At 45.5% G+C, this 25,074-nt stretch carries 18 protein-coding genes and 1 pseudogene; 16 read left to right on the top strand and 3 right to left on the bottom strand.

Features of this window, described 5'->3' with window-relative positions:
- The first annotated feature begins 9 nt into the window (after positions 1-9).
- A complete protein-coding gene (locus ACQ5DJ_RS15740) occupies positions 10-1,575 on the top strand; it encodes an acyl-CoA synthetase (protein ID WP_429843293.1) in 1,566 nt (521 codons plus the stop codon).
- A 66-nt stretch (positions 1,576-1,641) separates the two neighbouring features.
- Here ACQ5DJ_RS15740 and ACQ5DJ_RS15735 read toward each other — a convergent pair whose 3' ends face one another.
- Positions 1,642-3,681, bottom strand: a complete 2,040-nt coding sequence (locus tag ACQ5DJ_RS15735; RefSeq protein WP_429843308.1) for an exo-beta-N-acetylmuramidase NamZ domain-containing protein — start codon at positions 3,679-3,681, stop codon at positions 1,642-1,644.
- Positions 3,682-3,904: 223 nt separating this feature from the next.
- Here ACQ5DJ_RS15735 and ACQ5DJ_RS15730 point away from each other — a divergent pair, with 223 nt between their 5' ends.
- From ACQ5DJ_RS15730 to ACQ5DJ_RS15700, 7 genes and pseudogenes are all read left to right on the top strand, one after another.
- On the top strand, positions 3,905-4,735 hold the full coding sequence (locus tag ACQ5DJ_RS15730; protein ID WP_429843292.1) for a copper amine oxidase N-terminal domain-containing protein: 831 nt from the start codon (positions 3,905-3,907) through the stop codon (positions 4,733-4,735).
- Positions 4,736-4,810: 75 nt separating this feature from the next.
- Entirely contained in the window at positions 4,811-5,425 is a 615-nt protein-coding gene (locus ACQ5DJ_RS15725; protein WP_429843307.1) for a sporulation protein, read from the top strand.
- 122 nt (positions 5,426-5,547) lie between these two features.
- Positions 5,548-8,754 carry a BTAD domain-containing putative transcriptional regulator gene (locus tag ACQ5DJ_RS15720; protein WP_429843291.1) on the top strand — a complete coding sequence of 1,069 codons (3,207 nt, stop codon included), beginning with the start codon at positions 5,548-5,550 and terminating at the stop codon, positions 8,752-8,754.
- Positions 8,755-8,883: 129 nt separating this feature from the next.
- Positions 8,884-9,453 (top strand): TetR/AcrR family transcriptional regulator, encoded by a 570-nt coding sequence (locus ACQ5DJ_RS15715; protein ID WP_429843290.1) that lies wholly within the window; start codon positions 8,884-8,886, stop codon positions 9,451-9,453.
- A gap of 44 nt (positions 9,454-9,497) precedes the next feature.
- Positions 9,498-10,687, top strand: a pseudogene (locus ACQ5DJ_RS15710) (HlyD family secretion protein).
- Complete coding sequence (locus ACQ5DJ_RS15705; RefSeq protein WP_429843289.1) at positions 10,677-11,855, top strand: ABC transporter permease; 1,179 nt, start codon at positions 10,677-10,679, stop codon at positions 11,853-11,855. The pseudogene ACQ5DJ_RS15710 and the gene ACQ5DJ_RS15705 overlap by 11 nt, the downstream one beginning before the upstream one ends.
- Positions 11,856-12,040: 185 nt before the next feature.
- Positions 12,041-12,553 carry a DUF3907 family protein gene (locus tag ACQ5DJ_RS15700; RefSeq protein ID WP_429843288.1) on the top strand — a complete coding sequence of 171 codons (513 nt, stop codon included), beginning with the start codon at positions 12,041-12,043 and terminating at the stop codon, positions 12,551-12,553.
- Positions 12,554-12,653: 100 nt separating this feature from the next.
- On the opposite strand, the gene ACQ5DJ_RS15695 is transcribed toward ACQ5DJ_RS15700, so the two are convergent.
- Entirely contained in the window at positions 12,654-12,815 is a 162-nt protein-coding gene (locus ACQ5DJ_RS15695) for an anti-repressor SinI family protein (protein WP_088906930.1), read from the bottom strand.
- 194 nt (positions 12,816-13,009) lie between these two features.
- Complete coding sequence (locus ACQ5DJ_RS15690; protein WP_251251687.1) at positions 13,010-13,339, bottom strand: helix-turn-helix domain-containing protein; 330 nt, start codon at positions 13,337-13,339, stop codon at positions 13,010-13,012.
- Between the two features lie 595 nt (positions 13,340-13,934).
- On the opposite strand from ACQ5DJ_RS15690, the gene ACQ5DJ_RS15685 reads away from it, so the two are divergent.
- From ACQ5DJ_RS15685 to ACQ5DJ_RS15650, 8 genes are all read left to right on the top strand, one after another.
- Positions 13,935-14,765, top strand: a complete 831-nt coding sequence (locus ACQ5DJ_RS15685; protein WP_429843287.1) for a hypothetical protein — start codon at positions 13,935-13,937, stop codon at positions 14,763-14,765.
- A 22-nt stretch (positions 14,766-14,787) separates the two neighbouring features.
- Entirely contained in the window at positions 14,788-16,191 is a 1,404-nt protein-coding gene (locus tag ACQ5DJ_RS15680) for a glycosyltransferase family 2 protein (RefSeq protein ID WP_429843286.1), read from the top strand.
- A gap of 27 nt (positions 16,192-16,218) precedes the next feature.
- A complete protein-coding gene (locus tag ACQ5DJ_RS15675; RefSeq protein WP_429843285.1) occupies positions 16,219-17,022 on the top strand; it encodes a response regulator transcription factor in 804 nt (267 codons plus the stop codon).
- Between the two features lie 26 nt (positions 17,023-17,048).
- The gene (locus tag ACQ5DJ_RS15670) at positions 17,049-18,410 is read left to right on the top strand and encodes a nucleotide sugar dehydrogenase (protein ID WP_429843284.1); all 1,362 of its coding nucleotides are present in this window, start codon (positions 17,049-17,051) and stop codon (positions 18,408-18,410) included.
- Positions 18,411-18,452: 42 nt separating this feature from the next.
- The gene (glmS, locus tag ACQ5DJ_RS15665) at positions 18,453-20,285 is read left to right on the top strand and encodes a glutamine--fructose-6-phosphate transaminase (isomerizing) (RefSeq protein WP_429843283.1); all 1,833 of its coding nucleotides are present in this window, start codon (positions 18,453-18,455) and stop codon (positions 20,283-20,285) included.
- A gap of 113 nt (positions 20,286-20,398) precedes the next feature.
- Complete coding sequence (locus tag ACQ5DJ_RS15660; protein ID WP_157966782.1) at positions 20,399-20,557, top strand: hypothetical protein; 159 nt, start codon at positions 20,399-20,401, stop codon at positions 20,555-20,557.
- Positions 20,558-20,579: 22 nt separating this feature from the next.
- Positions 20,580-21,956: a bifunctional UDP-N-acetylglucosamine diphosphorylase/glucosamine-1-phosphate N-acetyltransferase GlmU gene (gene glmU / locus ACQ5DJ_RS15655; RefSeq protein WP_429843282.1), complete on the top strand. Its 1,377-nt coding sequence runs from the start codon at positions 20,580-20,582 to the stop codon at positions 21,954-21,956.
- Between the two features lie 143 nt (positions 21,957-22,099).
- Complete coding sequence (locus ACQ5DJ_RS15650) at positions 22,100-25,033, top strand: hypothetical protein (RefSeq protein WP_429843281.1); 2,934 nt, start codon at positions 22,100-22,102, stop codon at positions 25,031-25,033.
- Positions 25,034-25,074: the final 41 nt, after the last annotated feature.

Below are 25,074 nucleotides of genomic sequence, written 5' to 3'. Positions count from 1 at the left end.
GGAATTTGCATGCTCGAAGCGCAAAGGGTTCGTAGAAATGCACTTGGCGATATTTTGCGAAGAAGTCGTGGGCGAAATCCTGATAAGCCTGCCCTGTACTTTGAGGAAGAAGTATTGACCTACACGCAGCTCGATCAGCTTGCAAATAAGACGGCTCATACGCTTCTTACAAAAGGCTTGCAAAAAGGGGAGCGGGTGGCAGTACTTTCACGCAACTCGATGGATTTTGCGATTCTGAACTTTGGGCTTGCGAAAGCAGGAGTCATCATGGTGCCGATCAACTTCATGTTGAATAAGGAAGACGTCGCCTATATTTTGGGTCATGCGGAAGTGAGTGCGTGCTTCTTAGCTCCCGAATTCCTTCAGCTCGCTCAAGACGGACTCCAATTAGCTGGAATATCCCCAAAGCTGCTTTCCCTCATGTCCAGACCAGCAGTACAAGCAGGGGAATGGTTGCCTTTTCGCGCGCTGATTGAAGCGGCAGACGACCATGAGCCTGAAATAGATATAGCGGACGAAGATGTTGTACAGATTTTGTATACCAGCGGAACGGAATCAAAGCCAAAGGGCGTTATGCTCACTCATAAAAGCATCATCTCCGAATATGTCAGCACGATTATCGAAGGCGGGATGACGCAGGATGATGTGGCAGTTCACGCACTTCCCTTGTTCCATAGTGCGCAACTACATTGCTTTTTGGGACCGTACGTGTACCTAGGTGGAAGCGGTATTATTTTGGAACAGGCAACACCTGCGTTGATGCTGCAGACGGTAGAGGCGTACAAGGCTACTCAGTTGTTTTGCCCGCCAACCGTGTGGATTGCTATACTGCGTTCTCATGATTTTGCGGCGCGTAATTTGAGTACTCTGCAAAAGTGCTACTATGGTGCAGCAATCATGCCCGTAGAAGTGTTAAAGGAGCTCGGTCAACGCCTGCCCAACGCACAGTTTTACAATTTTTACGGGCAGACGGAAGTGGCGCCATTAGCAACTGTATTACAACCGAAGGATCAGATGAGAAAGGCGGGCTCTGCAGGCAAGCCAGCATTGAATGTGGAAACGAAAATTGTCGATGACGATGGTAAGGAAGTCCCTTGTGGAAGTGTTGGTGAAATTGTTCACAGGACCAGCCATGCGATGCTGGGTTATTTTAGAGATGAGGAAAAGACTCAGGCTGCCTTTCAGGGAGGGTGGTTTCACAGCGGGGATTTAGGCATTATGGATGAAGAAGGCTATATCACGGTCGTTGATCGGAAAAAGGATATGATTAAATCGGGGGGAGAGAACGTAGCAAGTAGGGAGGTTGAGGAGCTTATTTATCAACATCCGAAAGTGTCTGAGGTCGCAGTGATCGGAGTTCCCCATCCATACTGGATCGAAGCAGTGACGGCTGTCGTTGTGCCAAAAGCAGGTGAGTTACTGACTGCTGAGGAGATTCTTGCTTTTTGCAAAGACCGTCTATCCTCCTTCAAAGCACCCAAATATGTCGTGATTGCTGACAATCTTCCAAGAAACCCTAGCGGCAAAATTTTGAAAAGAGAGCTGCGCCTCCGATACGAAACGCTGACGACCTAGGCGGTCACAAGGTCTAAAACACAGAAAAACCCGCTCTGTTACGGAGCGGGCTTTTTGCTGCTGTGATTATTTTACGTTGGAAACAGTCGGACGATCGGCTTGAATAACTTCAAAACGATAGCCTTTTTCTTTCAGGTACGAAATGATTTCAGGGAGTGCTTCAGCCGTTGGCGACTTGGTGCTGGAATCATGCATCAAGACAACGATTTCTTTTTGTGACTTTACTTGCTGCTTGATATTGGCTAGTGTTTGAGCGGCTGTGTATTTGTTGCTTCTTGCATCGCCGTTTGTCACATTCCAGTCGATAAACGAATAGCCACGTTGTTTCGCCTCTTCTTTGATCGCATGCATGACTGTATGCTGCTTGTTATAAAGTTTGGGATCTTGATATTTCAAACTGACGGTATTCGTGCTGCCACCTGGATAGCGGAATACTGTTGGTTTTACGCCGGTTGCTTTTTCAATCATTTGACTGCCTTTTTCCACGTCTGCAAAAAAGCTCTCCATGTTTTTGTAAACAAGCTGATAATTATGGGAATACGAATGTCCTCCCACCCCATGTCCTTCGGCTACAATTCTTTTGAGAATGGCCTCATGACCAGCTACCTCACGGCCTACAATAAAGAAGGTAGCTTTGACCTGATGCGTTTTCAACGTATCCAAAACGCGTGGAGTTACAGGAGAGGGTCCATCGTCAAAGGTTAAATATGCGATCTTCTCAGAAGACTTCGGTGTCTGAGGAATCGGTTTTGTAGCTGGTTCAGGCTTCTTCGTTTGATTGGTCGTTCCATTATTATTGCCAGGCTGCGGTGTAGTCGGTGTCACTGGCTTTTCTGGCTTGGTTGGTTTCGGTTGTTCTGGTTTCTTTGGTTGTTTTGGTTGTTTCTGATGAATCGGTTGCATCGGGATAAACGGTTCATCACCATAGATTAAATATTTTTGGCGCAGCTCTACAAATTTCTTAAGATCCGCTTCATAGGAAGAAACAATCTCCTGCGGGGATTTGCCTTGTTCGAGCAGCAGACCGATTTTGTTGGTACCCATTACCTTGTCGAACATGGAGATTTGCATACTCGTACTTTTAGGCATAGGGAATGGCTGCAATTGCTTGGCATAAGCCAGCGCGTAAATACCTGTTTTTACCGGGTTAAACTGATGGAGATCGTTGATCTGAAGGCGTACGCCCCCGGCAGTTCCTTTATCCTGAGGAATAAAGATAACGCCAGGTAGAAGACTTCCATTTAACAGATCAGCGTACTTGTGCGAATCTAGACCTTCTGCCCCGACCCAGGTGAAATGGTCGCCTTGACGAATGGGGGTACCCTCACCCAAACCAGTTGCCATATACCCGAAAACCGAGGTTAAGTTAGGGATGTGCGGAGAACTCGGAATCCAGGCCAAACCTGTCTGTTGATAAATCATGTTGCGTGTATACCCTTGCATCGGAATGACGGTAAGATCTACGCCGATGGTACGGTTGAAAAACAATGCCAGCTCTCCGATGGTCATGCCATGTGCAAGCGGGAGGGTATCCACTCCGATAAAGGAGCGGTAAGGCAGTTCAAGTACAGGACCCTCGACAATTGTTCCGCCAAGAGGATTCGGTCGATCCAGTACCATTACTTCTTTTCCTTGTTCCTTTGCAGCTGTCATGGCGTATTGCAAGGTAGATATGTATGTGTAGGTTCTCGATCCAGTATCTTGCAAATCGACGAGAAGAATATCAATGTCTTTCAGCATTTCTGGTGTCGGCTTGCGAGTTGATCCAGACAAGCCGTAGACCGGTATCGCGTAGACGGGATGAACAAAGCTCGTTACTTGATTTCCCGCGACCGTTTTTCCGTCGAGGCCGTGTTCAGGTGCATAGAGCGCAGTTAAATGGACGGAGCGATCACGTCGTATCATGTCGATCGTGCTAACCATTTGACTGTTCAGACCTGTTTGATTCGTAATCAACCCGACTTTTTTGCCTTCAATGAGATGGTGGAACTGATTGAACAGTGCATCACTTCCCAATTGGATGGCAGTCGTATTGGCGGAGCTTCCTACTGGAGGAATTAAGGTTAAGATAAGTGCCAGGATGAGGAAAGGGAGAAATTTGTTCATCATTCATTGCCTCTTTCAAGATAAAATACTGTCGCTTCTTGTCTATTGTAACGTTTTTAGAAAGCAAGGTGGTTGCATTTTTGTAACAATTTGAAATTAGGTCAAAAGGAGGGGGAAAAAGTAACGTAAAAGTGGAGAGCTACTAGGAAAGAACGATCTTTTAAAAGGAAGATTGCAGGAAATTCTTGAAACAACCTCTATCCTATAGTAGATTAAGAATCGTGTGAACCTTTTTGGAAATGGAGTGAATGTTTTGCTTAAAAAAGTAACCTCATTACTGCTAGCGATCGCCTTGGTACCGATGGCAGCATTTTCTGCAGCGGCAGCACCTGCACCTGTAGCGCCTAAAGCCGTACAGAATGCTGTTAAAGTGGAGTACAATAAAAAACAAATTGCATTTCCTGACCAAGCACCTATTATCAGCCAGGGGCGTACACTGGTTCCGATTCGTCCGATTGCAGAGAGTCTTGGATTTGAAGTGAAATGGAATGAACAAACCCGTACCGTTACCATCAACAAAGGGAAAGATAATATTAGATTGGTCGTTACACAAAAAATTGCGAACAAAAATGGACAAACGATCAACCTCGACGTGCCTGCACAGATTGTGAACAAGCGTACTGTGGTACCTGTTCGTTTCATCGCGGAAGCTCTGAGCTACAAAGTGGAATGGGATCCGAAAACACAAACGGTATTTATTGCAGATAATGTGAACCCTAATCAAGTCGGCCAACAGGAAAAGCCAAAAGATTCGGTGAAACCAGGAACGGATGAGAAAAAGCCTGAGCAGGTAGCTCTGATCGACAAGGAAAGTATTGAAGCGAAATCTACTACAGTAGCTGTGATCGGACTGTATCGAGTTACTGGTAAGGTTGATCCGCAAGCCGAACTAACTGTTGTAATTGAAGATGATACACATGAAGTAGAAGTTAATGCGGATGGTACATTTAAATTACAAGTTAATGGAGACGATGGCATTCGCAGCTTTACTTTAAAAGCTGAAAAAGACGGTAAACAAGATACATTTGAAGGCGAATTTATTTCCATTGATTAAGCCATCTGATTCCTGAGTAAGAACACCTCCTGCACATCACACTAAGTGCAAGGAGGTGTTTTTGTTGTGAGACTGATGAGTGGGAGTATCATCGCTGTGCTCTTGTTTGCCGGCTTGCTGACAGGGTGTTCGCCTAACAAAGAACAGGGCACCGAAGATCAGAACGGAAATCAGGCCAAATTCGAATCTCTCGGAATTAACTTCCAGAACGATAACGTTGCTAGGGACAAAGGCCCGGCAGCCATGATTAGCCAAAAGATGGTTCATCAGCGAGAGCCGCAGCTCGTGGCGCACTTGGAAGGGCATGCGGAAAAGCTGCCGGGTGTAGCCGATATCAAGGTGTTAGCGTACAAGGATAACTTGATTGTTGGTGTGCTGCCAGTCGATACACCGAAACCTGACGAAGTCAATCCGCGGACGTCGATCCCCTATACACCTGGAAAAATTGTGCGAGTCGATAATGGACATCCAGATTCGCTGCATAAACGTGTCGTGGATCGAATGAGATCACGCTTGCAGGCAGAAACACGCTTCAACATTTTGTACGTGACTACTAATCGCGCTGTTTATGACCGAATCGCAAATTTGCATTCACGAATTACGAACGGAGAGCATATTAGTGACGAGGAATTCCAAGTTTTGTTAAATGATATTGGATATACTGTCATTGGATATAATTTAGTGGATTGAATGAGCACCACCTGGACTCCCGGGTGGGCTTTTTGTCGATTAAGGGTCAAATGGCAGGAGAATAGTTAGAAATGGGGAAATAGTCAAAGAAGAGCAGGAGAACGGCAAGGAGTGCACATTTTATGATTCCAATCCACATCCCAATATCCAAAATAACTCCTCCAGGACAGAAGCCCTATGTCTTACGGCGACCTGCATTGGCAAAAAAATTACGTCTGTTGAAATATACGCAGCTTTGTCTTATTCATGCAGGGACAGGCTATGGCAAAACGACTTCTCTGGCCACATTTCTACATGATGAAGCACTTGCTGCGTCCTGGTATACCATTCAGGATGGAGACGATGCCCTTCTTGGGTTTGTCATCTGTCTCGTAGAAAGTGTTCGTCAGGTTCATTCTGATTTTGGCCAGGTATTGCGAGAGAAACTCATACGTATCACAGAGCAAAGTCCAATGCTCTCCATAGACAGTAAGGTATTGGTCGACTGGTTCGTAGGGGAATGTGTACAGCTTCAGGAGGACCACATACTTGTTTTGGATCAATACCATCGAATTGATGATGGTAGTGATGTCGATCTATTTATTCAAGGGTTAGCCGAGGCTCTCCCACAAAAGGTCAAGCTGGTCATCTTAACGCGCTCTCGACTGAAATGGTCTAATCTCGACTTGCTGTCCGCAAGAGGCGAGTGTCTGGAACTTACAACAAATGACCTTTCTTTTACGTTGGAGGAGAGTGAAGCCTTTTATTCAGATCAATACGACATCACATTGTCCGGCGAGGATTGGATCCGAGTCGAAGAGGTGGCGCAAGGCTGGGTGATGGCGCTTCGCACTTTTGGTGAAATGGTAACGAGGGGGCAGACGGTTTCTGACAGCCTGCGTGAGTTATCGCGATTGCTGCATCTGCTGGAAGTGGAAGTCTGGACACAGCTGGATGCAGATATGCAGCGCTTCTTGATGGAGGCAGCGGTTCTCGAACAATTCGACCTGGAGGATTGCAAGCAAATACTCGGGGAAGGATGCATCGAGTACCTGTATGAAGCACAGCGTTGTAATCTTTTTCTGCATGTCCAAGCAGGATCTCATTATTCCTTTCATCCGCTTTTCCAGCGTCTCCTGTCTAGCAAGCTGGCTGCGCATCAAGCGATGTACATGAATGTGAATCAAAAGGCCGCAGGATGGTACAGACGTAAAGGGGACGAGGCAAAAGCTTTTGGGCGGTTGCGTCTCGTCGAGCAGTGGGAGGTGCTGGGGGAATGGTTGTCTCAGGCATCGGAAAGGTTGCTGCAAGCAGGGAAGTTGGACTTTTTATACGAGTGGATAACGTTGTTACCAGAGAACATCAAGTGCGAACAGCATTGGCTGCTGTTTTATCAGGGTGAAGTGGAACGCTATCGCTGTCTATATGCGAAGGCCTTTTCTTCTTATGAGCAATTTTTGAAACAATGTGAACAAAAGCAAGATCAAATCGGTCTGTGCCGAGGGCTGGAAGGGCAAGCACGTGTTCATCTGGACAGCGTACAAGGCGTCCGGGCAGAAGAACTGCTTAAGAGAGCAATTCAACATTTGCCTCCATTTGAGCAAGAGAATGAGATGGCACCGAGGCTATACCGTTTGCTGGCAGAAATTTATACGAATCGCGGAGATGCCAAGCAGGCGGCAGCTTGGTATGAACGGAGTCAGGAATTAGAGCAGCAGACGGAGGTTGAGCTGGAATCGCGCCTGTTGTTCCGTACTGGACGTTTGCAGTCCTCCATTCAGCTCTTGGAGAGTAAGTGGCAGGTGGAACAGAGGAAGCATCCTCCGCTGACCAGATCGTATCGGGAAACCTCGTTGCTGTTATCTTTTGTGTATGCATTGAATGGCGAATGGGAGCGGGGGTGGGAATCCGCAGAAACTGCCATACAACTCGGACGTGCAGCGCATTCACCTTTTGTAGAGGCGAATGGCTATGTTCGAAAAGCCCATGCAGCCCTCATCAGTCAAACATTGCCTACAGACGAGATTCGCCAGCTATATGAAAAAGGCTTGCAGATCATGGAGGAGCTCCAGTCGACACGCGGAAAGTCAGAAACGCTTTTGGGACTAACCTTGCTTCACGCAAGAGAAAAGGCACTCGACCAAGCCCTTTTGTATGGCAACAGGGGGATACAAGAGACAGAGGCAATGCGTGACGACTGGTTAGGCAGTCTGGTAAGGATGGCAATTGGGATTGCCTACGCCAAATACGGTAAAGAAGAGGAAGCGTGGGCAACCTTTATCGATTGTGCCGACCGACTAAGTCAATGCGGGGATAGCTACAGTGTCGTCATTTGCCAATTGTGGCTTAGCTTCTTGGCTTATCGCAAAAAACAATGGGATTTGTTTGTACCTGCGGTGACGCAAGCTCTGTCCTTGATGAAGTCCGGTGAATATCAATTCCTTTTGCAGCGACCTACTCTGCTTACCCCGCATGATGTACAGCAGCTTATGCCGATTCTGATTGAGGCAGAGCGCCGAAAGGTATCGCCAGATTACGTCTCTCAGCTGTTAATTGATTTGGGCTTGCAAAACGTGACCTTCCACCCCGGCTATACCCTTCGTATTCAGACGCTGGGTGCATTCCGTGTATGGCTGGGAGAGCGGGAACTGAGCGAAAAGGCATGGCAGCGCGGGACAGCCAAGCTGTTGTTTCAGCTTTTATTGACGAAGAGACATCATTTGTTAGCCCGGGAAGAAATCATGAACCGACTTTGGCCAGACAGTATCGAGGAAGCGGCAATCCGCGACTTTAAAGTGTCGCTGAATGCGTTAAACAAAGCACTCGAGCCAGATCGTACTGCCAGAACAGATACATTCTTCATTCAACGCCATGGCAGCTCTTACGGTTTCAATCTGGCATCCGGCTACCATATGGACGTTGAAGAGTTCGAGAAGCTCGTTACCCTGGGCTTGGCAGAATCAGACCGACGTCAGGGTGCCATCCTTTTGGAAAAAGGGCTTGCGTATTACTTGGGCGATTACATGCCGGAATGCCGTTATGAGGATTGGTGCGTAGAAGAGCGTGAGAGAGTGCAGGCGCTGTTTTTACGTGGAGCAGAGAGGGTAGCCAAAATCATGCTAGAGGATGGGCAATTGGAAAAAACGATCCGCTGGTGTGAAGCGATTCTGCGGGTGGACGATTGCTGGGAGGAGTCGTACCGCTTACTTATGACTGCGTACTATCAGCAAAATAATCGGACACAAGCCATTCGTTGGTACGAAAAATGTGTAGCAAAACTGAGAGAAAACCTCGGTGTCGCGCCAATGCCTGCAACCATGGAGACATACCTGCAAATTATTGAGAAGTAAAAGATCGCCCACAAAGCGATCTTTTTTTTGTACATAGAAGTAAAGGCTGCTTGACAAAACTAGGAAGTATTCGTAATATAATCTTTGTACTGACCAGTCAGTTCAAAAAATCGAAAGGGGACAGGAGTGATGGCACCATCCAAAAAAGATCAAATAGCAAATGGAGCATTAACCGCATTTGCCCAATTGGGATATAGCGAAACGACCATGGATGCAATCGCCGAAATGGCGCAGGTGGCAAAAGGAACACTCTATTATCACTTTTCCACAAAGGAAGAGCTGTTTCTGTACGTGATAGAAAAAGGCGTGAAGATGCTGATTTACCATGTAGATAATGTGATGCAAAATGAAGAGCTTTCCTTGGAGGATCGCATTCTGAATGTGCTGGATGAGCATCTTCGCTTCTTTTCCGAGAATCAAGATTTGTGTTTCCTATTGCTGAGTGCCTTCTCAGGAGATGGACAGCGCGACAGGATGGTTGGCAATCTGTTAGGTGGCTATTTCAGCACAATGGAGTCACACATGCTGGAATTGCAACAGCAAGGATATATCCGGGCAGATATCGATATTCGTACACTCGCTTCCGCGTTGTTTGGTATGGTTGGTTTTACCGTGCTTCGTAAGCAATTTCGCAAAGAGCCAGTGAACAGTGTCGCAGATAAACAGACGCTTCGTTATATGCTTTCAGGAATGTTTTAAACCAAATAACGTATAGAGAAACGTAAAACAAGAGGAGAAGACAGATGAACAAACGTGCATGGATCGGTGTAGGTAGCTTTGTAGTCAGCATTGCAGTACTTGGAACCGTTTTGTTTGGTTCAAATGTGAGTAGTATGGCTGGTCAGAAAGCAACGAAATTAGCAGGTGTAATCGAGGGAACAGAGGTAGACCTCTCATTTAAAATGGGCGGTTCCATTGAACAACTATCGTTAAAAGAAGGAGACGAAGTAAAGGCAGGGCAAGTCGTTGCCACGCTAAACAGCGCGGAAATCCTCGCGAAGAAAGAACAGGCGGAAGCTGCTTACAAGCTCTCTCTCGTCAAACTTGATCAGGCGAAAAAAGGAGTATCCGTGACGGATAACTCCAGCAATGCTCAAGTCGACCAAGCAAAAGCAGTAGTCAACTCGGCGCAAGCGCAGCTTGATGCGAACAAAAATGGAGCGCGTTCAGAAGAAATTACGCAGCTTAAAGCGAAATTACAAGCAGCACAAACTTCGAATCAAATTGCCGCGACAAATTTGGAACGAATGAAAAAATTAATGGCGGAAGGTGCCGTTCCACAAGTGAAAGTGGAAGAGGCGCAGATGCAAGCAGATAAGGCGCAAGCAGAGTTTAAAGCAGCAGAAGAACAGTTGAAAATGGCTCAAACCGGATCGCGCAAAGAGCAAGTGGATGCCGCACAAGCACAACTGGATCAAGCAAAAGCTGCATACAACCAAGCTGTAGCAGGGAGAGGCCAAGTAGGCTTGAAGGAGCTGGATGTTAAATCAGCAGAAGCGAACGTGATGCAAGCAAAAGGCGCGTTGGCAGAAATGGAAGCCTATGTGAACAACACCAAGCTGTCAGCTCCAGTAGACGGTATTGTAAAATCAGTTGCCGTTCAAAAGGGAGAGCTGGTTTCGCAAGGCTTCACCGTTTTGACGATCCAAACCAAATCAGACAACTATGTCAAATTTTATGTGAATGAATACATGCTCGCGAATGTGAAAACAGGCGATCAAGTGAAATTGTTTGTCCCAGCCTGAACAGAGAAGTAGATGCCAAAGTGGTTACTGTAGCTCCTGCTGCTGACTTTGCCGTAAAAAAAGCGACACAAGAACTCGGTGATCGTGACATTCGTTCCTTCCAGGTGAAGCTCTTGGTGTCCGATCCGGAATTGCGTCCAGGCCTGACGGTTGAGTGGCAACTTGAAGGAGCTGGTAATGGTGAATAGTTTCTCTCACCTGTTCTGGAGCGAATGGAAAAATCTTTTTGCAAACAAAACCATTCGTAATATTCTCTTCCTTGTTCCCCTGATTTATTTGACGATGTTCGGATTTCTGTACAGTGAGAAAAAAGTAATGGAGATCCCTACGGTGATGGTGGATGCCGATCAAACCGAATTGAGTCGTGAGCTCTATCGCGCCTTTGAGGTCGATCATACATTTCGGATCACGTCTATTGTAGGAACAGAAGAAGAAGCAATGAAATTGGTTGACAAGGGCGAAGCAAATATCGCCCTGATCATTCCAGCTGGATTAGAAAAGGAAGTGAAGGCTGGGAGAGAGGCAGAAGTACTGACTGTTATCGACGGCAGTAATATCATGATCTCGAATACGGCAGTTCGAGCAGCGAATACAGCAATTAAGTCAGTTTCAGCAGGAACCACGCTGAAGAAGATGGAAGCACTTGGCGGATGGGGAGAAAAAGGGAAAAACATGTTTACGGGTATCGACTATCGATACAGAGTGCTGTATAACCCGACCTTCAGTTATTTGTCCTTCATGGTATTCGGGCTTGCAGGTACAGTGCTCCAGCAAGTGCTGTTCCTCGGAATCGTATTGTCGGTTGCCCAACAAAAAGAAGAGGGTACTTGGAAGGATACACTCTCTCGCCATAGCTTCTTCGCGATCACGGCGAGCAAATTGTTGCCGTACTTTCTGGCAGGAACGCTCAACATGTTCCTAGCGTTTACACTGATGTTAAAAGGTTTTGATATCCCTTATTACGGAAGCACGTTCGACCTGATGCTACTATCTACCATGTTTAACTTGGCGGTGTTGGCTATTGGTTATGCCATCTCCTTTGTGTCCAGCAGTCAGCTCCAAGCTACTCAGATCGGGATGATGATTGCAGTACCTTCGTTCATGTTATCTGGCTATACTTGGCCACTCATGTCGATGCCAACCGGAATTGTGGCGATTGCAAAATCTTTGCCACTGACGTATTTCTTGAATGGGGTCAGAGAAATCTTGACGAAGGGCCATGGCCTATCAGCCGTTATGAACGACTTTATCGTTCTCGGCTTCATGACACTCATCGGGTTGTTCGCAGCCTATCTCATTTATTTGTTGCAGATAAGGAAAATTAAGGGAAAAGTTAGTGAGCAAACGGCGGTTTAAATGGTAATTGAATACAATAACTGGGCTACGCTAAAGCTTTGGCGTAGCCTTATTTGCGCTTATACGATGCTATCTATCATCATGTGAAGCAGTCTGGGTGTATAAAAATAACCCTTGTGTAATAAATAATCTTTCCTTTATACTTATTATAAAAATGGCAGATTCTTCAACATTAGGGGGACTTTATGTCAGCGACTCATCTAAAGCAATTGTGCGAGGAGACGTACACCAAGTTGAAAAAGGTCAGCATGGAAGTGGAACGTTTTTTGAATCAGGTTACCCTAGCTGGTCTTGTATCCGCATCAGGTGATCCTGAAGAATTTGAAACGTATTACCGTAACTATCTTTCCGACTTGCGCCACCTTTTAGTTTACTGCGAAAATGCATACGAAAGGCTGGGAGTATCGCTCCGACGCGCACGATTTCATGAGGAGTTTGCCGAGGAAGTATTGTATCAGGTCTACCATACCTGTATAAATAACTTCTACTATCCCAAAGGTGAGGTTTACGAAGAAGATGGGCGACTGGCCTATACGGGTCAGGACTGTATCATTTTCCGCAAGCAGGTGGCCCCTGAGTTGCAGCAGTTGACCTTGTCCTTATCGAGAGTATTTGAACCGATGCGTAATGATCTTCAATATTACGAGACAGACTATATCGCGAAAAAAAGTATACAAATAGAAAAAGCACAGGCCTAATAAGCCTGTGTTTTTCTATGGTTTCTCGATCGGGGAATGAACCCTGATGGAAGTCCTATTATTTATAAAAGTGGAGCGTAATGGATAATGGCTGTTTACATTATGCTTCGAAGTAATCACTTTTCTCCTCATCAAAAGAGAGAGGAGAGTTCACAAGAAAAAAACGAATTTCCTCAATGCTTAATCCCATTTTTCGTGCTGTAAGGATTAAATCGATCCATTCCTTGTCTAGGAGATCTTTAGGAGACGGAGTGGTTTTCATGTTAGTTCCCCTTTTACCCTCCTTTTGTAAAAATAAATAAAATACCCAAAAAATGGTTGGAAAAAGATAGGTAAAAAGCTTATATCAGAAATGATACTTAATTCAGTTTCATATGTAAATCTAGTATTTGTGACTTTTGTTTTAAATTCATGCAAAAAATAAAAGCCACCACTATATAAGTGCTGGCAACAATGTTATTTATGTCGATTTAACCGCCATTTATTGTACTCCAAAAACTCCCGAAACTGTTCTTTACTTACCCCGGATTTCATAGCCTCTTCGATCAGCTTGTACCATTCTTCATCAACATTCTCGCTTGAAGGAACATCTTTTTCCTGAAGCAATGTGTCTACTGTCACATTTAATACTAGTGCGATTTTCTCAAGAAATTGAATAGAAGGATTTCGCTGAATGCCGCGCTCGATTGAGCTCAGATAAGACTTGGCGACACCAGCGCGTTCAGCTAAATCAGAAAGAGAAAGGCCTTTGTCTATTCTAAGCTGCTGTATACGCGAGCCGATCATGTAATAGCCACCCCTTTAAATCTCTTCGTTTATTATAACGTCAATATAGCTGAAACACAACTTTTTGTGGGCCTAGTCCTGTGTCGTTTGGCTCATTTATTCGATTTGATTCTACTTACATTGCTAAAAAATTACCTTTCTACTAGTTAAAAGGAAGCGCCATTGTGGCTAAGTATCTATAATTGTGATCGTTCTTTATAGAAAACGCAGTGTTCGCTATTAAGGTTGAGTAAAAACGAGATATTCAGACGATATTCTACAAAATAGTCGATTTTCGCTGTTTTTGGTCTATTTTTAGAGAAAATTGATATTTTACATTCCATAGCTCGTACAGGATACTAATTTCAAATCGTTCTTTATAAAGAACAAAACGAACGAAATGTTCTCTATAAAGAAAACTTCGAGCTTGAATGGCGCTTAACGCTGTCGACTTGAAATGGATAGGAATGTACAGAAAAGCTTACAAAAAACTGGAGAGGAGAGATCCATTCTGCATGCCAATTTATCAGAAGCAGTCACGGTAATCTGCCTGTTAATTGTAATAATTATACTATTTTTTGTGGGTATCTTGGTGATTAAATCAAGGAATTTGTTGATGGAAAGGAGAACGCGCGTTTACCTGGGACAGTTTCAAGACTACTTCACGTATATCCAGTCTCATATGGACTCGCCTGAGAGGTTGAAACCGCCTTACTGGCAATTAAATCGCTTGGAAATGAGCGTTCTGCAACAAAAACTCATTGAATGGATCGAATCACTTACAGGAAGCCACCGAAAGAAAATGATCACACTCTGTGAGGATACAGGGCTCGTCAAGCAAAATCTCCAAAGGCTGTATAGTCGCTTCCATTGGATAAGGATCGATGCGGCCTACCATGTAGGAGCAATGCGATCCAAGGAAGCCGTACCAAGACTTCTGCAATTGCTTCAGACAAAAAAACTCGATCCCACTCATTTTATCATCGCGAGATCTATCGCCAAGTGTGCCAGAAATCTGGACGATATAAGGAGCATGCTGATGCTCCTTGTAAAGCATCGAAAAAGTATTCATTACCTTGCCGTTGACATCATGAAAGAGACAGAACTGGATTGTACACCATTATTGCTTGAATGTTTGCGAAGTACGGACAAGGATTTGAATAAAATCGCTTTAATTGGATGGTCTGCTCCTTTAACCGCGGAGATTGCCGATTTGGTATATCGGCAGATCGATTCGGAAGACCACGAGGTCCGCATCCAGTCAGTGAGGTTGCTGTTCGAATATGATGCTGTTTTGGCAACGGCATTGTTCGAGTCCTTGATGAAGACGAACGATACGGAAGTCTGTCAGAATACTGAAATTATTGAGATGTATGCCAGGTGCAGAAAGCAAATCAATGAGGATGAGCAGGTGGACAAGAAAAATCGTTATGTTTATGCCGTGTAACTATAACTGAAAGGAGATTGACATGAGGGACTTTTTGCAAGCATACGGGATCTTTGCTGTTTATTACGTAATCGTGATTGAGACGCTCTATTTAACAATTCTAAGCCTGTCCATCAAAAATATTTTTTCCATCATCAAAAGCTCCATGTATTCTCGCTTTCAGTCGCTCTCTGGATCAGAGTACGTACCACAAATATCCATACTTGTTCCTGCTTACAATGAGGAATTGACCATCATTGAAAATGTTCGTTCGCTTCTCGCGCTAGATTATCCCAAGTATGAAGTCGTTGTTATTAATGACGGTTCGAAAGATGAAACGTTGCAAGTTTTGCTAGATGAGTTCCAGTTAACCCGTACAGAGTATGCGGGGGGTTTCAAAGTATTGGAAACCTCCAGCGTACGAGGCGTTTATTACAATTCGCAATATCCCAATTTATATCTCATTGATAAGGAAAACGGAGGAAAAGCCGACTCGCTAAACGCCGGGATTAATCTTTCCCATTATCCATTGATTGCTTCCATCGATGCTGATTCATTATTGGAAAAGGACGCGTTGATCCGCATCGCCAAGGTGTACATGGAAAACCCTGAAGAAACGGTCGCGATCGGCGGCATCGTCCGAATCGCAAATGGTTGTGAAATCGAGGACGGAATGATAAAGAAAGTCAATCTTCCTACCAAAATTTTGCCTATGTTCCAGTGTGTCGAATACTTAAAGGCATTCCTAGGGGGGAGGATTGGGTGGAGTTCAATCAACGGACTGATTATTGTGTCGGGTGCCTTTGGGGTATTTCGTAAAGATTTTGTTGTCAAAGCCGGCGGTTATCGAGGGGGATATCCCGGCGAGGACATGAACATCATCATCAAGCTTCATAAATATATGCTTGAGAATAAACTTCCGTATCGAGTGGCTTTTTGCCCCGATGCCGTTTGCTGGACTCAGGCTCCTGATACGCTGAAAATACTTGGTAGTCAGCGAAGGAGATGGGGACGCGGGAACCTCAAAAACATGTTGGAGTACGGCATTTATATAGTAGGCCGTCCCAAGTACAAAGTAATGGGGCTGATTACATTTCCCTATAACATCATTTTCGAAACGCTGAATCCTTATTTCAGGTTTACCGGCTTTTTAGCTCTTCTGGGATATACATTGATAGACATGACTCAATGGAGAATACTGGCTATCTATGCGCTGCTGAATCTCTTGTTTGGCGTGCTGCTCGGGATCGGTTCTCTGTTTATGGAGGAACTTGCCTTCAAGCGTTACACAAGAGTTCGCGACAATTTCAAGATGTTGGCATTCCTCTTCTTCATGTTTCTTGGATATCAGCAGTTGGGGGTCATTTGGAGATTTTTGGGTCATATCGAGTTTATGCGCAACAATAACACATGGGGAACCATGACGAGGACAAGCTGGAAAACATAGAGAAACAGGGCACAGGAGGGAGATACCATGAGTCAGATTGCAAAAGCGTATTCGTTTCCTTTATTTCAAGCCTTTGAACATGTGCTTACTTTCTATGAATCGAGTCAGTTGCCATGCGGGATTATTCTAGCTGTCACGAATGGCAGTAGTGAAGAAAAGATCCAGGATTTGAAATTGTCTTTGGCAAAAGCAGGGGGGGGGACGGATATCCATTGTATTTACGACAAACAAAGCAGCATGCTAGGTATTCTCCTTGGCGACCAAATGCTAGGTAATACTCATTTCCATTCTCTCTTCATTAAGGAACAGCTACGGACCCAACATATGTTGGCAGGGCCAGTAATCATCGCCAGCTTCCCTGAACAGGGGGAATCAGCAGCACAAGTCCTCAGTGGTATGGTACAGGAGATTACTGCTGGAAAGGGAAACGCTGGTGATATTCACATATACAGCGGTAAAAGATTATCGGAAGTTAAGAGAAGTCTTTTACTTGTTTCGCAAGATGAAACTGTGAATGAGTTTTTACGCATCTATTTACAAAGAAAAGGTTACTGCGTTTATTTGGCCGACAACGGGAGAGAAGCGTGGGAAAAATACAAGCGATTTTTACCGGACGCTGTTATCACCGATGTCAATTTGGCCATTGAAGACGGTTACCAGCTCATCAGCAAGATCAATACAGTTGAGCATGGCACCAAAATCGTGGTATTAACCCACAAACGGTTGGAAGACGACAAGAAAAGATCATTCGAGCTGGGAGTCTCAGATTATATAGCGAAGCCATTTTCACCCGTAGACCTGGAAGCACGAGTGAGAAATCTATTGTCTTAAAAACAGATAAAAGGGAGGAAGAAAAAATGAGCTACTTCACAAAACTGAAGCAAAAAATGGAATCAAAAACCGTAAAAGTTGGGGTGATTGGACTTGGGTACGTTGGTCTGCCCCTCGCTATGGAAATGGCAAAAGGCGGTTTCTCTGTTTATGGGATCGATTTGGACCAGCGGAAGGTAGAAACCTTGCTCGCAGGCAGGTCTTATATCCAGGACGTTCCTTGCGATGTAATCCAATCAAGCCTTTCTGCTCAGCGATTCTTCCCGACCACTGATTATCGGGTGCTCAAGGAGCTGGATGCCGTCAGTATATGTGTTCCAACGCCGCTCAGTGAAAATCAAGACCCGGATACGTCCTTTATTAAGGGAGTTGTCCGTGAAATTATCAAATACAAAAAGAAAAACCTTCTGATTACGCTTGAAAGCACAACTTACCCTGGGACGACAGAAGAATTGATCCAATGGGAGTTCGAAAAGCTGGGTCTGACCGTCGGAAAGGATTTCTTCCTGTGCTTCTCTCCTGAGCGTGTAGATCCAGGCAACTATTCCTTCAACACACATAATACGCCAAAAGTAATCGGGGGAACCACGTCGAAATGCTTGGAGTTGGGGGCCCTGCTGTATAGCAATTTGGTTACCAATGTAGTAACGGTTTCTTCCCCGAAAGTTGCTGAAATGTCTAAGTTATTGGAAAATACATTCCGGAGTGTAAACATTGCCTTTATCAATGAAATGGCTATGATGTGCGACAAAATGGGTATCGATGTGTGGGAGGTTATCAAAGCTGCGTCAACGAAACCGTTTGGCTATATGCCTTTTTATCCAGGTCCTGGAATTGGGGGGCATTGCATTCCACTTGATCCGATGTACCTCTCCTGGAAGGCAAAGGGCTTCCGTTTTCATAGCAAATTTATCGAGCTGGCACAATCGATTAACGACAATATGCCAGACTATGTGATCAATAAAACCGCACAGGTTCTGAATCTTTATGCCAAATCAATCAAAAACTCGCGGATTCTCATTTTGGGGATGGCCTACAAACCTGACATTGATGATCTGCGTGAATCCCCAGGTTTGCATATTTACGAGCTGTTCCAGGAAAACGGGGCTCGTGTCGATTACTACGATCCTTATGCACAAAGCTTTGTAGACAAACGCGGGAACACAGTTCGTTCCATTCCGTATGACTTGGAACAAATGAAAAATTATGATTGCATGGTACTCGTTACGAATCATAAGAGCTTTGACTACCAGAAGTTTGCTGATCTGGGTGTAGCCGTCATTGATACACGAAATGCCTTTGACAGCATAACGGGTCAACACATATACAAGCTGGGAAATCCAGCAAGGATGCACGTCGGGGAAGAACGAGTCGTACTCCTGGCTTAACTAGAAAACTTGCTGATGATTACGGAATAGGGAGGCAATCGTATGTGCGGTATCGTGGGATATATTGGTGAGGGACAAGCGCAACAAATCCTGACAAATGGTTTGCAGAAGTTAGAGTATCGCGGCTATGACTCGGCTGGAGTCGCAATATTTAACGGTGAAAGAATTGAGATTTGCAAATCAAAAGGAAGGCTGGCCGTTTTGGAAGAACGGCTCGACCAATCTCCTATTCAAGGTTGTTTGGGAATCGGACATACGCGTTGGGCCACTCATGGCCGTCCGTCAGATGAGAACTCACATCCGCATACGGATGAATCAGGAAAGTTTTCTGTTGTCCACAACGGTATTATCGAAAACTATCTGGAAATCAAACAGGAGCTTTTGGACCATGGAGTCACGTTTACATCCGAGACCGATACAGAAGTCATTGCTCATCTCATTGCTGTACTATACGAAGGCGATCTCGTCGTCGCGGTTCGAAATGCAGTACTGCGTATGCGCGGGGCATATGCCCTCGGTGTTGTTTGCGAGTACGAACCAGATAAAATGGTGGCAGTCCGATTGGCAAGTCCATTAATTATCGGGGTAGGCAAAGGAGAAAACTTCATTGGTTCCGACATCTCTGCGGTTCTTGAGCACACACGCGACATTGTCATCCTGGAAGACGGGGAAATGGCAGTTCTCAAGAAAGACAGCGTTTCTCTCATGAAAGTGGAAACAAGCGAACCGTTTCAGCGAGAGATGTTCCGCGTAGATTGGAATGTGGAACAGACGGAGAAGGACGGTTTTGAGCACTTCATGCTAAAAGAAATTTACGAGCAGCCAAATGCATTTCGTAACACGCTGCTCAACCGGATTGACGAAGAAGGAAAGCAAATTGTTTTGAAGGATTTCCAATTACCGCTAGAACAAATCAATCGGTTTGAGAAAATATTCATCGTAGCGTGCGGAACCGCATTTCATGCAGGATTGATCGGCAAGAATGTGATCGAAGAATTGGCGAGGATACCTGTAGAGGTCGATGTCGCTTCAGAATTTAGATATCGACGCCCTATTATATCTGAAAAAACACTGGTCATTGTTGTGAGTCAGTCGGGTGAAACAGCTGATACGCTGGCAGCCTTGCGGGAGAGTCAACGTCTGGGAGCCAAGGTCTTGGCCATCACCAATGTACAAGGTAGCTCGATTGCCCGTGAAGCCGATTATGTGCTTGCTACCTTTGCCGGACCGGAAATTGCTGTCGCTTCAACGAAGGCGTACACCTCTCAGGTCATCGTTTTTTATCTGCTCGGATTGTATCTGGCTCAGGTGAGAGCGACGCATACGACAACAGAACGGGAATTCATGATTGCCAATCTGCGACAGCTGCCTGAGCAGGCTGAAAAGGCACTCCAACATGCGGATGATATTCGCGTCTATGCTGAGTCCATCAAAAATCAGTCCAGCCTGTTCTTTATCGGTCGAGGCATTGATTATGCTGTGGCGCTGGAAGGGTCCTTGAAGCTGAAGGAAATTTCCTACCTTCACTCCGAGGCGTATGCTGCAGGGGAATTGAAGCATGGAACGCTGGCTTTGATTGAAGAGGGTACACCTGTCATTGCCTTGGTGACCCAAAAAGAGCTGGAAGAAAAAATGGTTAGCAATATTACAGAAGTGAAGGCACGAGGTGGGAATGTGTTAGCGATCACATTGGAAGGGAATGTTGAATTGCACAGAAATGTAGATGAAGTATGCTTTGTGCCTGCGACATTGCCTGTGTTAACCCCCATCCTGTCCGTTATTCCGCTGCAGTTGATCTCTTATTACACTTCTCTGGCATTGGGCAATGATGTAGACAAGCCACGGAATCTTGCCAAAAGTGTAACCGTTGAATAAAAAAATATGATTTGAAAGAATCCCGGAACAGCCAGTTTATTGGAGAAAACGGGATTCTTTCCCCATTTTGACTTGTCGGATTTACATTAATTCCGTAAGGGGCTGAATTGTCCATGATGGATTCCACTGACCAAACTCTTGATCAAAAAACGTTGATAGAAATTATGCTTCAGGTTTACGAGAAAGGTCAACAGACAACGACAATGGGAACGAGAGATATTGTTGAGGATATTGTCAACAGAGTAAGGCCGTACTTCAAAGAAGCCAAATAAGTCGATCTGTTGGGAGGATCACATGAGTAATCGTTATGCAATTGTATTGGCAGCGGGAAAAGGGACACGGATGAGGTCTACGCGCTGCAAAGTGCTCCATGAGGTTTGTGGAAAACCAATGATTCAGCATATTGTCGACCGATTACATGGCCTTGGCATCCATGAGATTATTTTGATTGTAGGGCATGGGGCTGAGCAAGTGAAAATGCAGTTCGGTGCTTCTGTTCGCTATGCTTACCAGTCCGAGCAATTAGGAACTGCCCATGCAGTGATGATGGCGGCTGACCTCCTGCAAGACAAACAGGGTACAACGATCGTGTTGAGCGGGGATACACCATTGGTGAGGGAGAAAACGCTGGATCAACTGCTTGAGCAGCATGAAACTCAACATGCAGCTGCAACTGTATTAACGGCACGAGTAGACGATCCTACAGGGTACGGGCGATTGATCCGCGACGCAAACGGTCTTGTAGAACGGATCGTGGAGCATAAGGATGCCACAGCCGAAGAACGGCTCGTATGCGAAATCAATACAGGAATGTATTGTTTCGACAACCAAAAGCTGTTTCAAGCCCTATCCCGAGTGAAAAATGATAATGCCCAGAAAGAGTATTACTTGCCTGACGTTTTGACTATTTTAAACGAGCAAGACGAGCGCATTGGGGCTTACATGACCGATGATGCGGAAGAGGGGGGCGGCGTGAATGACAGAATCCAGCTGGCTTGCGCCGAGAGATTGCTCCGTATGCGAATTAATGAGCAGCATATGCAAAACGGGGTCACACTAATTGATCCGACTTCCACCTATATTGATGCCGATGTGTGTATCGGACCTGATACGGTTATTCATCCGGGAACATACCTCCGTGGGAAAACAACAATAGGACCCGGTTGTGTCATCGGACCGAATGCAGACGTAAGCCATTGCGAAGTAGGGTGTAACGTAGAAATTCGTTATGCAAATGCATGTAACAGCATCATTCGTGACGGGGCATTGGTTGGCCCTTATGCCTATATTCGCCCAGGTTCAGATGTAGGTGAGGAGGCGAAGGTCGGAGATTTTGTGGAACTGAAAAATTCACGTCTCGGGAAAGGTGCAAAGGTTGCTCATCTCTCGTATATTGGTGATTCTGATATTGGTGAACATGTAAACGTAGGGTGCGGTACAATCACTGTCAACTACGATGGCGTCCGCAAACATAAAACGATCGTTGGAGATCACGCCTTTATTGGTTGCAATGCCAATTTGATAGCTCCAGTTACCATCGGGGAGGGCGCTTATGTAGCCGCAGGTTCTACGATCACAGATGATGTTCCGAACGACGCTTTGGCCATCGCCAGAGAACGCCAAAGCATCAAAGAGCAGTATGCCAAACGGTTGATGGCAACCCGAACATAATCGGAGTAGGAGGATGTCTTATTTTTACAGCTAGTACAGAACCAGAACAAAGTCGATCAAGAAAAAAAAAGCTACTGCTTGGTTTTTTGATCATCATCATATCAGTCATCGCAATCATCGCTTATTTGTATAGGACACCGCCGATGATCGCGACCTGGATTTGGAATACGCAGCTCATTGTCACAGAAAGAGAAGAAATCATCGCATTTGCCAAGCAACAGGACGTCAACCTCATTTATTTGCATATTGACCAAGAAAATGTTGCCCATCAAGATTATCGTTCCTTTATTCAGGCAGCAAATGCATCCGGGATTCGCGTGGATGCTCTTGCAGGAGATCCGGTCTGGTCTCTCGTTTCCAATCGAAAAAGTATTACTACCTTTTTAAACTGGGTTCAGACCTATAATAAATCAGCAGGAGAAGGTGAAAGATTTAGCGGACTCCATCTCGATATTGAACCTCACGTACTACCTGAATGGAATGAGAACAAGGAAGTAATCAAAAACGAATGGGTAGCCAATATCGAGTACTTGTCCACAGAAATCAAAAAGGACCCGGCTTTGGAGCTAAGTGTAGATATCCCGTTTTGGATGTACGAGCTGTCGCTGGCAGACAATTCGGAAACGATCAGTAAATGGCTGGTCAGCACGCTAGATCATATAACGTTAATGGCCTATCGCGACAGGGTAGAGGGACCGAACGGGGTATTGGAAATAGTAAACCCGATCATGAACGAGACTAACGATCAAAAAAACAAAGTGGTCGTAGGTCTTAACCTGCTGCAAAGCGCAGAGGGAGAAAACACAACCTTTTATGAGGAAGGGCATGGCGGATTGGAGGAGCAGCTAGCCATTCTCGAAGATAACCTCGAAGAATTTGCAGGCTACGCCGGATACGCCATCCATGATTACGAGAAGTGGAAGGAATTAGTCAAAAAAAGCGAAGCACAAATGGAAGTAAGCAAAGCGTCAAAACCGATGCCTGTATTCGAAGGTGAAGGCAAGAAGCTGGTTGCCAAGGTAGACGGTGGGGATATTGCCCTCTATAACGGACAAGGCTGGAAACCCGTGTTTTGGGCGGGAATCAATCTGGGTGCAACGACACCAGGACACTATCCTGGAGAGCTCTCACCGACCCGAGAGGATTACTTACGCTGGTTTTCGCAAATGAAGGAAATGAATAACAAAGTAATTCGCATTTATACGATTCTACCTCCGATTTTTTATGAGGCTTTACACGAATTCAACCAAAAACAGGGAGAGCCGTTGCTCCTGCTGCAAGGAATCTGGTCGCCGGATGAAGCGCTCGCGGGTGAAGATCGAAAAGGACGGGATGCATTTACTCCCGAGATAACCAAAGATTTTCGCCAAGAGATTAAAGACGCTGTACAAGCAATCCATGGAGACGTGACACTCCCAGAGCGGTACGGTCGTGCCAGCGGTGAATATCGGACAGATGTGTCGCAATACTTGGTAGGGTGGATACTCGGTACCGAGTGGTATCCATATACGGTACAGGTGACGAATGCATCTCATCCGGACAAGCCTCCTTATCAGGGAAAATACATCAAGGCAACGGAAAAAGCGTCTCCTTTCGAAAGCTGGCTGGCCTTCATGCTTGATTATTTGGCTGAGGAAGAGATGAAATATGGTTGGCAGCATCCAGTATCGTTCACAAACTGGCTGACGACCGATCCGCTGTCGCATCCTAACGAGCCGCTACCGCAAGAAGATATGGTCTCGATCGACCCGATGAATCTGAAAGCATCGGTGGAATGGACAGCCGGTTACTTTGCCGCTTATCATGTCTATCCGTATTACCCAGACTTTTTGCGATATGAGGAGAAGTACCAAAAGTACCGGGATTCCAGTGGCAAGTTAAACCCATATGCCGGATACTTGCGTGATCTGCGTGCCCACCATAAGGGAATCCCGTTGTTGGTTGCCGAATATGGCGTACCTAGCTCACGGGGAATGGCTCATTATGGGCTTGCTGGACGGAATCAAGGAATGCATACGGAACAAGAACAAGGCGAGATGAACGCCGATATGCTGCGTAATATTTATGAAGAAGGTTATGATGGCGCACTTTTATTCGCATGGCAGGATGAATGGTTCAAATTTACCTGGAATACGATTGACCTGGAACTGCCTTGGGAACGGAGGGCGATGTGGAGCAATCCGTTAACGAACGAGGAAAAATTCGGCGTCATCGCGGTGGAACCTGGTAATTACGCGTCTGACCAGATCGTTCTCGATGGGAAAACAGCAGATTGGGAAAAAAGACTTCAGCGAGTCAAACGTGCTTATCCGGGATTTGATCTTTCTGTAACACACGATGAAGCGTACTTGTTTCTCATGCTAAAGAAGAGCGAAGGAGAGTGGGATTTCTCAAAGGACACGGTGGATATTGGCTTCGATACGCTGAGTGGTGGGAGTCGAACTGCTGATAAAGCACCAGGTATTACATTTTCCCAAGAGATCGAATTTTTGTTGCGAATGCAAGGGGAAGGCAATTCTCGCATGTTGATCAATAGCGCCTATGATCAGCATAGTTGGCTATACGGGTACCTAAAGGGAATACTGCCTTGGGACGAGCGTTATGATCAAGCAGATAGCGGCATATTCTTGCCATGGAAGCTAGCGCTAAACAAAGCATTGTATTTACCAGAAACCAAGAAAACAGTACCTTTCGAAGAGCTGGAAGTGGGCATCATGAAGCTAGGGATTTCTGATCCGCAAGATCCGGCGTACAACTCACTGGCAGATTGGTATGCAAAGGGCAAGGTTTTGGAAATACGCATTCCTTGGATGCTATTAGGGTTTACTGACCCGAGCAGCAAACAGGTTTGGAAATATCCGTATGAAGCGAAAGGAATTGTACCAACCGAAAGTAAAGGTGTCGGAGTGGAAGTGTTTGCACATTCCAATCAGAAGCCATTCTCGCGCGAAGCTTCCAAACCACTCTTGTACCAATGGGACAAATGGGAACTGCCAACATACCATGAACGAAAAAAGCAGAGCTTTGAGATTCTGCGCAAGGCTTATGAATCATATGGTACGCCAAAGTCTGAGTGACAACCCACATAAAAAAAGCGTACGAACCCTAAATCAGTTCG

This window comes from Brevibacillus sp. FIR094 (genome assembly GCF_050477165.1).
Classification (GTDB): Bacteria; Bacillota; Bacilli; order Brevibacillales; family Brevibacillaceae; genus Brevibacillus.
Note: the sequence above shows the minus strand (reverse complement) of the source record. Positions and strands in the feature narration are given on the sequence as shown.

What these genes read in the sequence shown, in the direction of transcription:
- ACQ5DJ_RS15700 (WP_429843288.1), top strand. Translation starts at nt 12,041, where the DNA reads ATGTCAGCGACTCATCTAAAGCAATTGTGCGAGGAGACGTACACCAAG.
- ACQ5DJ_RS15675 (WP_429843285.1), top strand. Translation starts at nt 16,219, where the DNA reads ATGAGTCAGATTGCAAAAGCGTATTCGTTTCCTTTATTTCAAGCCTTT.
- ACQ5DJ_RS15740 (WP_429843293.1), top strand. Translation starts at nt 10, where the DNA reads ATGCTCGAAGCGCAAAGGGTTCGTAGAAATGCACTTGGCGATATTTTG.
- ACQ5DJ_RS15670 (WP_429843284.1), top strand. Translation starts at nt 17,049, where the DNA reads ATGAGCTACTTCACAAAACTGAAGCAAAAAATGGAATCAAAAACCGTA.
- ACQ5DJ_RS15680 (WP_429843286.1), top strand. Translation starts at nt 14,788, where the DNA reads ATGAGGGACTTTTTGCAAGCATACGGGATCTTTGCTGTTTATTACGTA.
- glmS (WP_429843283.1), top strand. Translation starts at nt 18,453, where the DNA reads ATGTGCGGTATCGTGGGATATATTGGTGAGGGACAAGCGCAACAAATC.
- ACQ5DJ_RS15685 (WP_429843287.1), top strand. Translation starts at nt 13,935, where the DNA reads ATGGAAAGGAGAACGCGCGTTTACCTGGGACAGTTTCAAGACTACTTC.
- ACQ5DJ_RS15695 (WP_088906930.1), bottom strand. Translation starts at nt 12,815, where the DNA reads ATGAAAACCACTCCGTCTCCTAAAGATCTCCTAGACAAGGAATGGATC.
- ACQ5DJ_RS15660 (WP_157966782.1), top strand. Translation starts at nt 20,399, where the DNA reads ATGATGGATTCCACTGACCAAACTCTTGATCAAAAAACGTTGATAGAA.
- ACQ5DJ_RS15720 (WP_429843291.1), top strand. Translation starts at nt 5,548, where the DNA reads ATGATTCCAATCCACATCCCAATATCCAAAATAACTCCTCCAGGACAG.
- glmU (WP_429843282.1), top strand. Translation starts at nt 20,580, where the DNA reads ATGAGTAATCGTTATGCAATTGTATTGGCAGCGGGAAAAGGGACACGG.
- ACQ5DJ_RS15690 (WP_251251687.1), bottom strand. Translation starts at nt 13,339, where the DNA reads ATGATCGGCTCGCGTATACAGCAGCTTAGAATAGACAAAGGCCTTTCT.
- ACQ5DJ_RS15705 (WP_429843289.1), top strand. Translation starts at nt 10,677, where the DNA reads ATGGTGAATAGTTTCTCTCACCTGTTCTGGAGCGAATGGAAAAATCTT.
- ACQ5DJ_RS15650 (WP_429843281.1), top strand. Translation starts at nt 22,100, where the DNA reads ATGATCGCGACCTGGATTTGGAATACGCAGCTCATTGTCACAGAAAGA.
- ACQ5DJ_RS15725 (WP_429843307.1), top strand. Translation starts at nt 4,811, where the DNA reads ATGAGTGGGAGTATCATCGCTGTGCTCTTGTTTGCCGGCTTGCTGACA.
- ACQ5DJ_RS15735 (WP_429843308.1), bottom strand. Translation starts at nt 3,681, where the DNA reads ATGAACAAATTTCTCCCTTTCCTCATCCTGGCACTTATCTTAACCTTA.
- ACQ5DJ_RS15715 (WP_429843290.1), top strand. Translation starts at nt 8,884, where the DNA reads ATGGCACCATCCAAAAAAGATCAAATAGCAAATGGAGCATTAACCGCA.